Below are 12,737 nucleotides of genomic sequence, written 5' to 3'. Positions count from 1 at the left end.
TTTACTACACAATATTATATCATACAGCCGTACTTGTCATCTGACAAGCACGGCGTATTTATATGATTATTTTCCGATTTTCACAATATCTTTTTGTTCCCGTTTTACGGTACCTTCGGCCGAAAGGGAAATCGCTTCACCCTCGGCAAGATTTGTAAAGACAATCGGTGTCATTAATGAAGGAACATGAGGTTTAACCGCTTCAAGATCAACTTCAAGCAGCTTTTGCCCCGGTTCAACCCGGTCACCCTCAGAAACAAAAGAAGTGAATCCTTCGCCTTTCAGACTGACTGTGTCGATTCCGAAATGAATCAGGATCTCTCTTCCGCCGTCAGACTGAAGACCGATCGCATGTTTTGTCGGGAAAACATTCAGCACTTTTCCGCGGACAGGCGATACGACGATTCCTTCTTCAGGAAGAATCGCAAAACCGTCACCCATCATTTTTCCTGAGAACACCTGGTCAGGCACATCGGTAATCGGATGGATTTCGCCGGTGATCGGAGAAGCGAACACTTCTTCACCCTGCTCGTTTCGGAGCGGATCTGCGATAACCTCTTCAACCTGATGGCTGACTTCTTCTTGTGCGGATACTTTCGGTTCAGGGCGCGGCGTGCGTCCAGCGATAATATCCTGCATCTGTGTTTTTAAACCGTCAGAACGCGGGCCGAAAATGGCCTGAATATTGTTTCCGACTTCAAGAACGCCTGAGGCGCCAAGCTGTTTCAAACGAGTCTTATCCACTTTCTTCTGGTCGTTGACCGTAACGCGGAGTCTCGTGATACAAGCGTCAAGGTGCTTAATGTTTTCCTGGTCACCCATTGCCTGCAGGATTTCATAAGGAAGGTCGCCGGCTTCGCCTGAGGCGCCCGCACCTTCATCCGCAGCCTCTTCTTCACGGCCCGGCGTTTTCAGATTGAACTTTCTGATCGCAAACCGGAAACCGAAGTAGTAAATGAGTGCTAGTCCTAAGCCGACCGGAATGACAAGCCACCAAGCCGTCCGGTTAGGCAGAATTCCGAACAGGAAGTAGTCAATCAGACCGCCTGAGAACGTCATACCGATTTTTACATGCAGCAGCTGCATAACCATAAAGGAAAGTCCCGCGAATACGCAGTGAATCGCAAACAGGATAGGAGCCACAAATAAGAATGAGAATTCAAGCGGCTCGGTAATTCCCGTTAAGAAACTTGTCAGAGCGGCAGAACCCATGATTCCGGCTACAAGTTTTTTCTTTTCAGGCTTCGCTTCATGATAGATTGCAAGCGCCGCCGCCGGAAGACCGAACATCATAAACGGATATTTCCCCGTCATAAATGTTCCCGCCGTCAGCTGTACGCCGTCTTTGATCTGAGCCATGAAAATCCGCTGATCTCCGCGGATGATGTCTCCTGCGGCATCTTTATAGCTGAAAAATTCATACCAGAACGGCGAGTAGAAAATGTGATGAAGACCGAACGGAATCAATGACCGCTCAATCATCCCGAAAATAAAGGCCGCCAAGGTTGGATTCGCTTCCACAAGACCCGTGGAGAAGGAATTCAGACCGTGCTGGATCGGAGGCCAGATCACTAACATAATAAGTCCGAGAATTAATGCGGAAATTGATGTGATAATCGGGACGAACCGCTTACCCGCAAAGAATCCGAGGTACTGCGGAAGTTCAATTTTATAAAACTTGTTGAACAATAACGCGGCCAGGACCCCGACGATAATACCGCCGAACACGCCAGTCGCCAAAGTGGGTATCCCCAGCATGTTAATATAGGCCGGATGATTTTCCGCAAAAAACTTTGCCCGTTCAATTTTGTCAGACGGAATACTGCCGTTCGCCATAAGCACGGCGCTCATGGATACGTTCATGACCAGGTATCCGATAATGGCCGCGATTCCGGCAACACCGTCTCCGTTGGCAAGACCGATCGCAACCCCTACTGCAAAAAGAAGCGGCAGGTTGTCAAATACGATTTGGCCGGCGCTTTCCATGACGTTCGCCACAAGCTGAACGTTATCATTGCTTAAGAAATGCATGACTTGAATCATATCTTTGTTCTGCATGGCATTCCCTAACGCAAGCAAGATCCCCGCAGCCGGTAAAATCGCAACCGGAAGCATAAGAGCACGGCCGATTTTCTGGAGAACGCCGAATAATGCTTTAAACATAAAAGATGTACCTCCTCTGTTAGCTAGTGTGACCTTACAGCGAAAATTCATGACAACGAATTCACTGGCGCAAGTCTTCAGTTTAACCGTTTACATTTGCCCTTTTACACAACAAAAAAGGCATGAGTAAAAAGGGTGTGCAAAATAACGGGATCGTTCTTCCCGTTTTTTACCCTCAATCACTCATGCCTGATCGAATCAGTGACACGTTTTTAAGGTTTCAACTGAAATTATGAAATTTTATTGGTTAATCGGTACAAATGAAGCGTGAGATAAACCGCTTCCGCCTCATGAACTGGTTTTTTCAGTATTTGCTGCAAGATTTTTATCAGTTTCCAAGCAGTATTGTAGCATAGCGGGTATTCATTTTTCAATAATAACATTAACTTTTCTGGTTCTTTTGTCTGCTCTTCCCGATTAATCCTGTCTATGGTAAATCTGATATGCCGGATCAGCCGCAAATAGTGGACGCTTTCTTTATTCACTTTCATCTGGAAAGATTCCTCAATCACCTGAACGAGGCGGGACATCAGCTGTGAATGCTGATTGACCTCTGAAAGGGGCCGATTCGTCAGGGCGGAATGGATATGCAGAGCGATAAAGCCGATCTCTCCTTCCGGAAGGCAGATTCCCGTCTTTTCATTAATCATGCCGACGACTTCACGGGCAATTTGGAATTCTTCCGGATAAAGCGTTTCGGTTTCCATGAGAAACGGGTTTTTAATGTCAAAACCCTGCTGCAGCCGCTTTACCGCAAAGGCGATATGGTCAGTCAGCGCAATATGGATATGCTCATTTAACGGTTGGCTTGTCCGCTTCTTGATATGATAAATGACGTCATTGGAGATGTCGACAAGTGTCTCGTCCACATAACCGAGGAGCTTTTTAAATTGTTTTTGTTCTTTTTCATCCTTTAAGATGAACATCTTGTCATACCCTTTATCTTCAATGACATCCGCTTGTTTTTTTCCAAAGCCGATCCCTTTTCCGATTAAGACGACCTCACTGTATCTATCATGTGTTGCGATGAGCACATTGTTATTTAATACCTTTTCAACTGTAAAGGACCCCTTCATGATCCTCAGCTCCTTTGTCATTCAATACCTCATATCGTACAAAACGAACGGAAAGCGCGTCAATTCTTTTTTTAGACGGTTGATCGTTCAATAAGGCGGTAATCAAGAACTTTCCTTCCCGGAGGCCCGCCGCTGATCCGGTTCTCAAGCATGTGAAAAGCCTGCTTTCCCATTTCTTTCGTTTGTATATCTATTGTGGAAATACCTAACATCTTGCTGATATCATGATTGTCGATGCTCAAAATCGCAAGCTCTTCCGGGATGCGCGTCCCGTTTGCCTTGGCTTCAAGGTAAAGACCTGCGGATACTTGATCATTCGCCGCAAACAGCGCAGTCGGTTTGTCATCCCAGCTCTTCCATCTATGAAAAAGGGCTTTCCCGTCAAGCAGCGTCAGCACCTTTTCCACAACCAGCTCGTCCCTGTAAGGCTGCCCGATCTTCTTCAGCGCCTCTTTGTATGCGGCGATGCGGACTTGACTGTTTTTTCCCTTTTTTCTGGCCAGGCAGATCGCTATTTTCCGGTGTCCCTTTTCTATCAGATAATCCAGACCGTGCCGAAATGCTTCCCGATGCGGATTACTGATGGAGGAAAGCCCTGCCGCATCAGTGTACTGGCAGAGGATGAGCGGTTCTTTCACGGCAAGCAGATGCTCATCAGGAATTGCTTTGGAGCAGATAATCAGGCCGTCCACTTGGCGCTCCTGTAATTGTGATAAGGCAAAACGTTCTTTTTGCTGCTCATAATCTGTCTGGTATAAACAAAGATGCACGCCTGACGCTTCGGCAGCCTCGGCAATACCTGCAACAAGGCCTGCAAAATACGGAAGGTTCACCGACGGAAGCACAACGCCGATCATATCGGAAAAACCTTTGGATAAATGAACAGCATGAATGTTGCGCGTGTATCCGAGCGATTGCATCGCTTTTTTCACTCTTTCTCTTTTGTCCTTACTTACATAAGGATGATCGTTTAAAACTCTTGATACCGTTGTAACAGAAACCCCGGCAGCGCCGGCAATGTCTCTGATCGTAGCCATGGCGTCCCCCCTTTCTTTTTTTCCCTTGATCTGGAATGCGTTTCATACAGTAAGCTAGAAACAGATACATCCTATTCGTTTGAAAGGAGAAGAACAGCGATGGGGATTCTTTGCTTAATCGGTTTGTGTCTGGCCATACTCGGCGGCAGTTACCTTGCCCTGCGGCCCCTGAATGAAAAGCATGACATCAAACCATTTCAGCATTTTGATGATTTTTTCATTTAAAAGGTGATAAAAAAGGACGCTGCGTTCCAGAACCGTCCTTTTTTATCACAAAGCTTTCTATTTCAGAATCGTTAATTCTTTCGGATACTGCGTTAATGCTTCGGCGCCGTCTTTTGTGACAAACACATCGTCTTCTATGCGCACGCCGCCGACATCCGGCACGTAAATCCCCGGTTCTATCGTGTACACCATGCCTTCTTTGAGGAGTGTGTCGTTCGCGCTGCTCATTGATGGATATTCGTGAACCGAAATCCCGAGTCCGTGGCCGAGGCGGTGCGGGAAATAGTCTCCGTATCCGGCTTTTTCAATAATGCCGCGGGCTTTTAAATCAAGATCGCCGATTCTGACGCCGGGTTTGCTTAATTGAAGCGCCGCCTGTTCAGCTTTAAGCACCGTTTCGTAAATCTCTTCCTGTTTCGGGCTGATTGATTGGTATGCGAATGTTCTCGTAATGTCTGAACAGTAGCCGTCAAGAATAACGCCCAGATCAAACAGAACAAAATCGCCTTTTTTCAACCGGTCTGCACCCGGATTCCCATGGGGCTGGCCTGATTTTTCCCCGAACAGCACCATCGTTGAAAATGACATGCCCTGCACACCTTTTTTCTTCAGCTCAAACTCAATCTGTGCGAGTACTTCGGTTTCACTCACACCCTCTTTAAGCGCCGCGACACCGACTTCAACTCCGTAATCCGCGAGTTTTGCCGCTTCCCTGAGAATGCTGATTTCCTTCTCATCTTTCACGAGACGGAATTGGTTGAGCGTTTCTTCTGCCGAAACAAATGCCGCGCCCCCTGAAGCTTGTTTGAGCTGTTCTGAACGGGAAAGAGAGATCGAATCCTTTTCAACCGCGATGGAATCAAGCCGCACATTTCGTTTTGTGAGCTCGGCTTTGATCAGCTCCCACGGATCTTCGTGATCGCCGTAGCCGATAATACCATGCTCCCACCCGGCGCTGCGGGCTTGTCCGGCTTCCATTCCCGGACAAACGAAAAACGGCTCCTGTTCCTGAAACAGGAACAATCCCATTAACCGCTCATGCGGATCCGTGTAAAAATCAGTTAAATAAAATACGTTTTCCTTTGTATGTATAAATGCCGCATCATGTCCTTCTTTTTTCAGCCAAGATGAAACACGTTCTAATCTGTTCATTTTTTGCTTTTCCTCCTTACCAAAGTGACTCTTTATTCATTCTATCAGTTTTCCGGCGTTTATGCTGTGAACGAACATTAAAAAAACAGCCGCCCGTGTGCGGCTGTCATGTTTATTTTAATAATCTCAGTCCGTTCAGTATGACCAGAATCGTGCTCCCCTCATGCCCGATTACGCCAAACGGCAGTTCCATCACCTGCAGAAAGTTAGCGCAGATCAAAAGGCAGATGACCGAGAGCGAGAAAACAATATTCTGCTTAATAATCCGGTTCATTTTCCTTGAGAGTCTGCACATTTTCACAAGCTTGTGAAGATCATTTTTCATAAGGACTAAGTCAGCCGTTTCAAGAGCCACGTCCGTTCCCCCGCCCATCGCAATACCGACGTCAGCCGTTTTCAGAGCGGGCGCGTCATTAATGCCGTCTCCGACCATGGCGATTGTGCCGTACGTTTCTTTCAGCTTCTTCACTTCTTTTGCCTTTTGGTCCGGCAGACAATCGGCAACAACCGTCGTCATGCCCGCCTCTTTCGCGATGGCAGCCGCAGTTTCAGACTGATCGCCGGTGAGCATGGCTGTTTGAATGCCCAGTGATTCAAGCTCAGCCATCACGGCTTTGGCTTCAGGGCGGATTTGATCCTTTAAGGCGAAGCAGCCTGCAATCCGGTCATCTTTTTTAACAAAGACCAGTGTAAAGCCTTTATCCTTTAATTCTTTTCCCGATGTCTGCAAAAAAGCATCTGCCGCATGTTCACCTGCAAATCCCGCTTTTCCGACCATCCATTTGACGCCTTCTATTTCAGCCTGAACGCCGAATCCCGACGTCTCGTCAATCGATAGATGGCCTGCGGGCGCGGCGCCCCGGCTTTCGGCAAATTCAGCTATCGCTTTTGCAAGCGGGTGGCTTGATTGCTTTTCTATCGCATACACCGCCTGCATGATCTCATCTTCACTCACATGTTCCGCTGCTTGAAATGCCGCGACTGCCGGCTGTCCCTTTGTGACCGTGCCGGTTTTGTCAAATGCGATCATCCGTACGCTTCCCAGCTGTTCTAAAAACACACTTCCTTTAACCAATAATCCGTTGCGGGCCCCATTTGAGATAAGGGAAAGCGCAGCGGGCATAATAGAAGCGACAAGCGCGCACGGGGAGGCGACCACCATAAACACCATCGCCCGGTAAAAGGTTTCACTCCAGCTCCAGCCTAAAGCGAAATGAGGAACGAATAAAAGCACAGCCACGGCTAACAGCACGCCTTTGACATAGACACTTTCGAATCGCTCAATAAATGCCTGAGCCGGTGACACGCTGTTTTGGGCTGATTCCACCAGCCGGATGATTTTTCTGAATAAAGACTGTTCATTTGTTTTCGTCACACGGACCGTTAAGGAGCCGTTTCCGTTTACCGTTCCTGTAAACACAGAATCTCCTGCTGTTTTTTCCGCCGGCATCGCCTCACCCGTCAGCGCCGATTCATCGAGGCTCGTCACGCCAGACTCAATAATCCCGTCTGCCGCTACGCGTTCGCCCGGCTTAATGACGATCATGTCACCGATCTTAAGTTCAGCAGCCGGCACCCGCTTTTCCCGTCCGTCCGCAAGCAGGGTCGCTTCCTCCGGTTCCAGTTTCATCAAGGATGTTAAATCACGGCTGCTTTTATTCATCGTATATGTTTCGAGCGCGCCGCTTAACGAAAAAATAAAGATAAGAACAGCGCCTTCCGCCCAATAACCGATCAGGGCGGAGCCGACAGCCGCAAAAATCATCAGCAGTTCCACATTTAACGCCTTCGTCTCAATGGTATCCTCAATTCCCTCTTTCGCTTTTGCAAATCCCCCGATCAGGAAGGCAAGGATATACAAAGTGACGGACAGGCCTTTTGTTTCGGTAAAAAACCAGGCCGCAAGAATAAGGACGCCGGATACGAGCGCCGCAATGAGTTCTGCATGCTGGAGCCACTTTTTTCCGGCCCGCTCTTCTTGTATCTGCTGTTGTGAATGGGTTTGTGTCATCACTTGTTCATTCATTATGAATTCTCCTCTCTAATTGAGAACGCAAATCATCTTCAATTCCCCGATAAAAGTAAAACAGCCGCCTGACAGGCAGCATTTTCACAGTGTTATCGCAGTGTTTTCTTTATTATAGCATGCCGGCGGAAGATTTCAATTATAATTGTTTTAATTTCTTTTTGATAATAATTATCATTAGCGTTTCTTCAGCTGTTCATTATATGCAAAAAAAGGTGCGGGAGGAATTCCTCCCGCACCTTTTTAATTCTCTGACCATTCTTTTAATTGTGAGGCGGTCATCGGACCGACGATCTTTTTTTCGATTTCTCCTTTTTCATTCAGCAGAAATGACGTGGGAATCGTCATGACATCGTATTCCTTCATAAGCTCGCCTTCCGTGTCAAGAACAATCGGGAATGTGAGATGGTGCTGAGTGACAAAGTTTCGAACGGTATTTTTATTTCGCTCGGCATTCATCAAATTTACCGTTACAAGGCTTACATCATCGGACTGATGCTGTTCAAAATACGTTTGGAATTGCGGAAGTTCTTTTTTGCACGGCGGACACCACGATGTCCAAAAATGTAAAATCGTTTTCTGCCCTTTATTCGGAATCGATATTTCGTCTCCTTCAATCGTCTTCATCAGAAACACGGCGGGAACTGCCTGTTTTTCTGATGAGGCTTTTGCTTCAGGCATCCAGACGGCGGCAGCTATCAAAAGGACTGCACATACAATTAGGCGGGTTTTATGCATATGATCTTCCTTTCACGCGTTTCGGATAGCTTGCCCTTCCTTATTGAAATGTATCAGCCTTTTCAGCTTTCGATCCGGGGCGCTGTTCTTCCGCCGCCCGTCAAAAACACGGAGACACCGAGGTCTTTGCAGATCGTCGCGTAATGTAAACTTGTCAGAAGAATCATGCCGGTATTCATACCGAGTATAATGCCGAGCATTTGCAATTCCGGCATAGAACCGAGCACATACATCATCGAAAGCCCTACAATGCTGCTCCATACGTTATGATAAAACGCCGTTTTCACGTGGCCGATGCCGATCAGACAGGCTTGAAGCGGCATCACAAACAGATGAAAAAGAAAAAACGGCCACAAAAGCTGCAAATAATACTGCGCTTCCGGAGACTGAAAAAACAAATGGGTCAGCGGGCCCGCGAACTGAAACATGACCCAGACTGCCGGAATGCCGTAGCCGAATGTAATAAAAATCGCTTGTCTCAGCCGTTTCAGCACAATATCATATTGGGACAGCGCATACGCTTCTGAAATGCTGGGAATCATGACGACCATCAGCGAATGGGCGATAAATGCGGGAAACGAACCGATTGTCATCGCTACACCGGCAAGCATGCCGTATTGATCAATCGCGGCTGTCCCGGCTGCCCCGGACGCCAGCAGCGCTCCTTTAACCAAGAAGGGTTCAACTGCGTTTGTCACCGCATGAAATATACGAAGTCCCGTTGTCGGGATGGATACGGCCAGGAGGCGTTTCCGCACGTCTTTCCCGCGAAGATGAATGTGCTGATGGCCGGAAAGCGCCCTCCGCGCCAAAATAAACTGCGTATACAAGTAAACGAACACCACAACATCGCTTGCGACCAGCACAAATAACGAAATGAGCACGGCCATATCAATTTCAAAAGAGTACCATTGAAAAAAGATAAACAGACAAAGCACTTGAATGATTTTTTTCAAGACATTCGCAACCGCGATTTTTCCCATTTGCTGCACACCCATAAAATAACCTCTGGCGATGGATGTAAAAGCGACGACTGGAATCAGCCCGATGACAATCCCTTTAATAAAGGGGTGATACGTATCGAATACAGGAATGAACGGCAGCGCGACGCTTGCGGCCGCGGTTGAAAACGCGGTAAAAACGGCGGTCATTCTGAAGGCATGCCGGAGCATGCTTTCATGCAGCTTCTGATTGGATTCCGCGATGAATTTTGAAATAGAGATCGGAAGCTCCAGACTGGCGATCACGATAATTAAAAAGATGGTGGGCAGAATGCTCATGTAAAGCCCCATCCCATGCTCGCCAAGCTCCCGCGCCAGTATCATATTCACGACAAATTCCAGACATTCCGCGAAAAAGGCGGCGATGGATAAAAGAATGATCCCTTTCACAAATCGATTCATGGTGTCTCTCCTTGTCTCACGTTCTTCCATCATCATATGAGACAAGTTCTGAAAATATTTTCGATTTCTCAAAATTGAAAAAAGCATAGCGGGGATATTTTTGATCCCGCTATGCTTACATCGCAAATACGTGTCTGCCGATCCGTTCGATAATTTTTCGGGAACGGATCCAGTGATCAGATGCCGTTTTCGGATTGTAGAAAAACAACGCGTTCGTTTCTCTGCCCGGATGGTCAAGCGCCTCATTTGCGGCGGCGATGGAATCCTTATCCGGCTTTTGATTAATGCTTCCGTTTGCTACCGGTTCAAATGCATTCCTTTGATAGATCACGCCCCGAATGGTATCCGGGAAACCGTTTTTTTCAGTGCGGTTCAGCACTACGCTGGCTACCGCAACCTTCCCTTTATAAGATTCACCTTTCGCTTCTGCGTGAACGAGACGTGACAGGAGTTGTCTGTCAGCGCGGGAATACGTTTTTTTCGGCGGCTGATAAGCCGTCTCTTCCGGTTTTGCTTTCATCTCTTGGTGAGATGAAAGCTTTATCGGTTGGATAGAATGCTTATGATCCGTTTTTGAAAGCTTCGGAACCGGGCTTTTTTTATTTAAATCAGCAACCAAGGTGCTGGGTTCTTGCTTTGGCTTCTTCGCAAAAGTAAACAGAGCTTCTGTATGTTCAATTTTTGATGCAGGCATAAAACATAGAAAAAAGACAGCCAAGGCAGCAAATTTTGTCGTCATACGATTTCCTCCTTAAATACTTCACTACCTTAACAAGAGCTGTGCGCAAATTCACGTTTAAAGATTTCCCAGTGCTCCCAATCAGCTTTTATAATGGAAGAAGTTTGTTAACAGCCTTGTTATTGGCAGGAAAACAGCCGTCATTTTCACAACATTAACCAAATAGCAGTAAAAGTATCCATCGGAGGGATTTTACATTTTGTTTACATCTGTTACAGCCAGATGAAATGAGAAACTGAAACCAAAAAAAGACTCCTCAAGGGCGAGGAGCCGTCAGCTTCTTGGTTGTTCCAAATACTGGAATACAACATCTCCGCCCTGCTGGGCAATACCGCGGAAATGCTTAAAATCTTCCTGCTTCGATAAAACTGCTCGAAATGCAAGAAAATGTTCTTTCTGCACCCTGAATTCTTTGATTTCACCGGTGCGCATTTGGTTGATACGTTCTGAAATTTCCTCAGGCAGCAACGAATACAGCCTCCTTTTCTCGGCTTTTTCCCGAAAAACAATATACCATCTTTCCCCCGCCGGGACAATGATTGAGCGGGCTGATACCCATATCGCTTTACTTCTTAAAGAAAATACTGCAAAATATTTTCAAACAGGATTTATGATAAAGGAGAGGAAGCTCGTGAAAATTGCTAAGGTTGGAAACGTCATTGAATTTAAAAACGGATTAACCGGTATTGTTGAAAAAGTAAATGAAAACTCCGTCATCGTTGATGTAACCATCATGGATAATTATCGTGACCTTGAATTAGATTCCCTCACTGTCGTCAACCATAAGAATTATAAAATCATCAGAGACTCCTATTAAACCCCCCGAACAATCCGAACCATTTACATATCCCGCACAAAAGCTGCCGCCCGGCAGCTTTTTCAAATGAATTCAGATCTCGGTCATTTCTACAAAAAAATCACCGGTCTCATCTTTATTGTAAAGATTTGTGACGGATGTATAGTAGTTGGTTATTTTACCGCGGAATTCAAGCCCACGCTCGGGCGCCTTGATGTCAAATGTTTTTTCATACAAAAGGACGGCAATATCATGATACGTTTCAGAGGTCACCTTCAATACGAATGAAATCATACGGCCGTTTTTGCCCGCACTTTCTTTACAATCATACATTTTCAGCCTTACACCGTTTAACTCTAACGGCTCCATAACGAACACTCCTTCTTTTTACAGGACATGCTACCATGCTGGCCATTCCTTTACAATTGATCCGCTCCGAATAAGAAAAAACAGCTCAGGCCTTTACAAACATACGTTCCCTATTTTATAATGAAACAGACGAGCTGCCATCCAGCACCCGTCACGTATTGAAGCGGCGAGTACACTCCCCCCGGGTTTACTCGTCTTTTTCTTTTCTCCAAATGATCTCTCTTTTCCTTATAGAAGTTCTGTGCGAATATCATGCACCTTTTTGGCTGCGTGGCAGAGACGAAAAATACCCCCGCTTAAAAGGCGGGGTTTAGGTTGTAGAGTTTGTAGAAGAGAATTCGACAAACCGTTAAACAAAACCATTGAAATAGCTTTTATACTGTAAGGAGAGGTGAACGGGATGGAGAAACAAATATTCAAAGGATATTGCTGAAGTTAAACAGGATGTAAAGGAAATCAAGGATACAGTTTCCCATATAGAGGAAAATGAACCTGCAGAAGTTATGTCGATGCTCAAATTGATCAACAAGAACATCGAACTTGATCATAGTTATAACGATAAAAAATTCTCTAGTTTAGAAAGACGTATTCATGAATTAGAAGAGAGATTGAATAACTGAGCATTTTCGCAGACGTCTGCGAATTTTGCTACATCATAAGTTAAAAAGACCCCCTCACATCTAAAGTGAAGAGGTTGTTTTAATTATTTAGTCCTTATACTCCTCAGAAAAGCACTTCTGTTCTCTGTAGCATTTGTCAGCATAGTCGCATTTTCATTAAGCCTTTGGACTAATGCTTCTTTAGCTTTACCTTCAAATGAAGAGAGTAAAGCAACATACACTTCAGCTATAACCTGTTGTGCTGAAGAAAAGTCTGATGCGTTTTTTGTGTCTTCTTTTAGATTCTGGCAATGAGTTTTTAAACTTGAGCCCACAATTTTTTTTAATTCCTCATTCTGTTGTAACCGTCTGTAAAACTCATCTGCATCCATATTAACTCCATATGGCAATTTA

Annotated in this window: 13 protein-coding genes; 2 read left to right on the top strand and 11 right to left on the bottom strand. The window is 45.9% G+C overall.

Annotation, left to right across the window (positions count from 1 at the left end; genetic code table 11):
- Window positions 1–66: 66 nt before the first annotated feature.
- The 3 genes from ptsG to G9F48_RS02565 all read right to left on the bottom strand — a co-directional run bounded on the left by ptsG (window position 67) and on the right by G9F48_RS02565 (window position 4,276).
- Window positions 67–2,163: a glucose-specific PTS transporter subunit IIBC gene (ptsG, locus tag G9F48_RS02575; RefSeq protein ID WP_165408982.1), complete on the bottom strand. Its 2,097-nt coding sequence runs from the start codon at window positions 2,161–2,163 to the stop codon at window positions 67–69.
- Between the two features lie 230 nt (window positions 2,164–2,393).
- Window positions 2,394–3,260 carry a glucose PTS transporter transcription antiterminator GlcT gene (gene glcT / locus G9F48_RS02570; RefSeq protein WP_012117426.1) on the bottom strand — a complete coding sequence of 289 codons (867 nt, stop codon included), beginning with the start codon at window positions 3,258–3,260 and terminating at the stop codon, window positions 2,394–2,396.
- 50 nt (window positions 3,261–3,310) lie between these two features.
- Window positions 3,311–4,276, bottom strand: a complete 966-nt coding sequence (locus G9F48_RS02565; protein WP_165408981.1) for a LacI family DNA-binding transcriptional regulator — start codon at window positions 4,274–4,276, stop codon at window positions 3,311–3,313.
- A 99-nt stretch (window positions 4,277–4,375) separates the two neighbouring features.
- Between G9F48_RS02565 and G9F48_RS19900 the strand changes: the two genes are divergently transcribed.
- Entirely contained in the window at window positions 4,376–4,501 is a 126-nt protein-coding gene (locus tag G9F48_RS19900) for a hypothetical protein (RefSeq protein WP_003154659.1), read from the top strand.
- A 57-nt stretch (window positions 4,502–4,558) separates the two neighbouring features.
- Here the strand turns inward: G9F48_RS19900 and G9F48_RS02560 are convergent, their stop codons facing one another.
- The 6 genes from G9F48_RS02560 to G9F48_RS02535 all read right to left on the bottom strand — a co-directional run bounded on the left by G9F48_RS02560 (window position 4,559) and on the right by G9F48_RS02535 (window position 11,027).
- Window positions 4,559–5,653: a M24 family metallopeptidase gene (locus tag G9F48_RS02560; protein WP_007611047.1), complete on the bottom strand. Its 1,095-nt coding sequence runs from the start codon at window positions 5,651–5,653 to the stop codon at window positions 4,559–4,561.
- A 112-nt stretch (window positions 5,654–5,765) separates the two neighbouring features.
- Window positions 5,766–7,679: a heavy metal translocating P-type ATPase gene (locus G9F48_RS02555; RefSeq protein WP_102421853.1), complete on the bottom strand. Its 1,914-nt coding sequence runs from the start codon at window positions 7,677–7,679 to the stop codon at window positions 5,766–5,768.
- A 243-nt stretch (window positions 7,680–7,922) separates the two neighbouring features.
- Entirely contained in the window at window positions 7,923–8,417 is a 495-nt protein-coding gene (gene stoA / locus G9F48_RS02550) for an endospore biogenesis thiol-disulfide oxidoreductase StoA (protein ID WP_165408980.1), read from the bottom strand.
- A 62-nt stretch (window positions 8,418–8,479) separates the two neighbouring features.
- Window positions 8,480–9,820, bottom strand: coding sequence for a polysaccharide biosynthesis protein (locus G9F48_RS02545; protein WP_039251635.1), 1,341 nt, complete (start codon window positions 9,818–9,820; stop codon window positions 8,480–8,482).
- Window positions 9,821–9,935: 115 nt separating this feature from the next.
- Window positions 9,936–10,559 carry a cell wall hydrolase gene (locus G9F48_RS02540; RefSeq protein ID WP_070081729.1) on the bottom strand — a complete coding sequence of 208 codons (624 nt, stop codon included), beginning with the start codon at window positions 10,557–10,559 and terminating at the stop codon, window positions 9,936–9,938.
- 273 nt (window positions 10,560–10,832) lie between these two features.
- A complete protein-coding gene (locus tag G9F48_RS02535) occupies window positions 10,833–11,027 on the bottom strand; it encodes a hypothetical protein (RefSeq protein ID WP_012117423.1) in 195 nt (64 codons plus the stop codon).
- Window positions 11,028–11,190: 163 nt separating this feature from the next.
- Here G9F48_RS02535 and G9F48_RS02530 point away from each other — a divergent pair, with 163 nt between their 5' ends.
- The gene (locus tag G9F48_RS02530) at window positions 11,191–11,376 is read left to right on the top strand and encodes a YkvS family protein (RefSeq protein WP_003154669.1); all 186 of its coding nucleotides are present in this window, start codon (window positions 11,191–11,193) and stop codon (window positions 11,374–11,376) included.
- 72 nt (window positions 11,377–11,448) lie between these two features.
- Here the strand turns inward: G9F48_RS02530 and G9F48_RS02525 are convergent, their stop codons facing one another.
- Window positions 11,449–11,724 (bottom strand): DUF3219 family protein, encoded by a 276-nt coding sequence (locus G9F48_RS02525; protein WP_014304904.1) that lies wholly within the window; start codon window positions 11,722–11,724, stop codon window positions 11,449–11,451.
- A gap of 703 nt (window positions 11,725–12,427) precedes the next feature.
- Window positions 12,428–12,733, bottom strand: a complete 306-nt coding sequence (locus tag G9F48_RS02520) for a hypothetical protein (RefSeq protein WP_016936335.1) — start codon at window positions 12,731–12,733, stop codon at window positions 12,428–12,430.
- Between the last annotated feature and the right edge of the window lie 4 nt (window positions 12,734–12,737).

It is taken from the genome of Bacillus sp. EKM420B (genome assembly GCF_011065565.1).
GTDB lineage: Bacteria > Bacillota > Bacilli > Bacillales > Bacillaceae > Bacillus > Bacillus velezensis.
Note: the sequence above shows the minus strand (reverse complement) of the source record. Positions and strands in the feature narration are given on the sequence as shown.

Excerpts from the sequence above, each read along its gene's own strand:
- ptsG (WP_165408982.1), bottom strand. The coding sequence starts at position 2,163 with ATGTTTAAAGCATTATTCGGCGTTCTCCAGAAAATCGGCCGTGCTCTT.
- glcT (WP_012117426.1), bottom strand. The coding sequence starts at position 3,260 with ATGACAAAGGAGCTGAGGATCATGAAGGGGTCCTTTACAGTTGAAAAG.
- G9F48_RS02565 (WP_165408981.1), bottom strand. The coding sequence starts at position 4,276 with ATGGCTACGATCAGAGACATTGCCGGCGCTGCCGGGGTTTCTGTTACA.
- G9F48_RS19900 (WP_003154659.1), top strand. The coding sequence starts at position 4,376 with ATGGGGATTCTTTGCTTAATCGGTTTGTGTCTGGCCATACTCGGCGGC.
- G9F48_RS02560 (WP_007611047.1), bottom strand. The coding sequence starts at position 5,653 with ATGAACAGATTAGAACGTGTTTCATCTTGGCTGAAAAAAGAAGGACAT.
- G9F48_RS02555 (WP_102421853.1), bottom strand. The coding sequence starts at position 7,679 with ATGAATGAACAAGTGATGACACAAACCCATTCACAACAGCAGATACAA.
- stoA (WP_165408980.1), bottom strand. The coding sequence starts at position 8,417 with ATGCATAAAACCCGCCTAATTGTATGTGCAGTCCTTTTGATAGCTGCC.
- G9F48_RS02545 (WP_039251635.1), bottom strand. The coding sequence starts at position 9,820 with ATGAATCGATTTGTGAAAGGGATCATTCTTTTATCCATCGCCGCCTTT.
- G9F48_RS02540 (WP_070081729.1), bottom strand. The coding sequence starts at position 10,559 with ATGACGACAAAATTTGCTGCCTTGGCTGTCTTTTTTCTATGTTTTATG.
- G9F48_RS02525 (WP_014304904.1), bottom strand. The coding sequence starts at position 11,724 with ATGGAGCCGTTAGAGTTAAACGGTGTAAGGCTGAAAATGTATGATTGT.